Source organism: Candidatus Symbiopectobacterium sp. NZEC135, from assembly GCF_025962695.1.
Genome location: NZ_JAGFPF010001470.1, coordinates 1 through 533, shown reverse-complemented (window position 1 = coordinate 533; position 533 = coordinate 1). Strand labels below are relative to the sequence as shown.

General features: G+C 49.5%; 1 protein-coding gene. It reads left to right on the top strand.

All coding sequences use genetic code 11. From position 1 onward, the window contains the following. Positions 1–266, top strand: a 266-nt coding sequence (locus tag J5224_RS34880) for a hypothetical protein (RefSeq protein WP_264629373.1), incomplete at its 5' end; no start/stop codon positions are given. Between the last annotated feature and the right edge of the window lie 267 nt (positions 267–533).

Here is a 533-nt window from a genome sequence, read left to right as displayed (position 1 = left end):
GACTATCTGGTAAAAAAACGCTGCATTTCAGTACGCCACGCTGCCCTTGGGATTGGCAAACCCTGCTGCATTATGGGGCGAAATGCTGCAAAACAGCGCAGCCTGAAGCGCAAAGCGGTTCATGTTGCCCGCGTAATTTCAACGTCGGTACGCTTTTTCGGCGTTGGTATGCGCTTTGCAGCATGATGGTGATTCGCTTTCCCCTGCGCGCTGCATCGGGCAGAAGGGCGAGATTGTTCAATTTGCTATTATCCGCGTGTCTGTGACACGGATTCTGTAACTCAGGATCGTACTGAACAGGGAGTGTTCAGTACGTTTTTTTTATGCGGTGCTTACCGCTGGTTGAGCGACGGCCTTGGTCCTCTATCCTCAGCACATTGATGTGTGTAATCGTGCGACACCCACCTGCTAAATGAAAAAAGGATAAGAGATGCGTACGGTAATTTTGTTACACTTTGCCGCATCGCGTAGTGTTTTTTTTCGGGGATCACCATGAAGTTGATGTTTGCCTCAGATATTCACGGCTCGCTAAC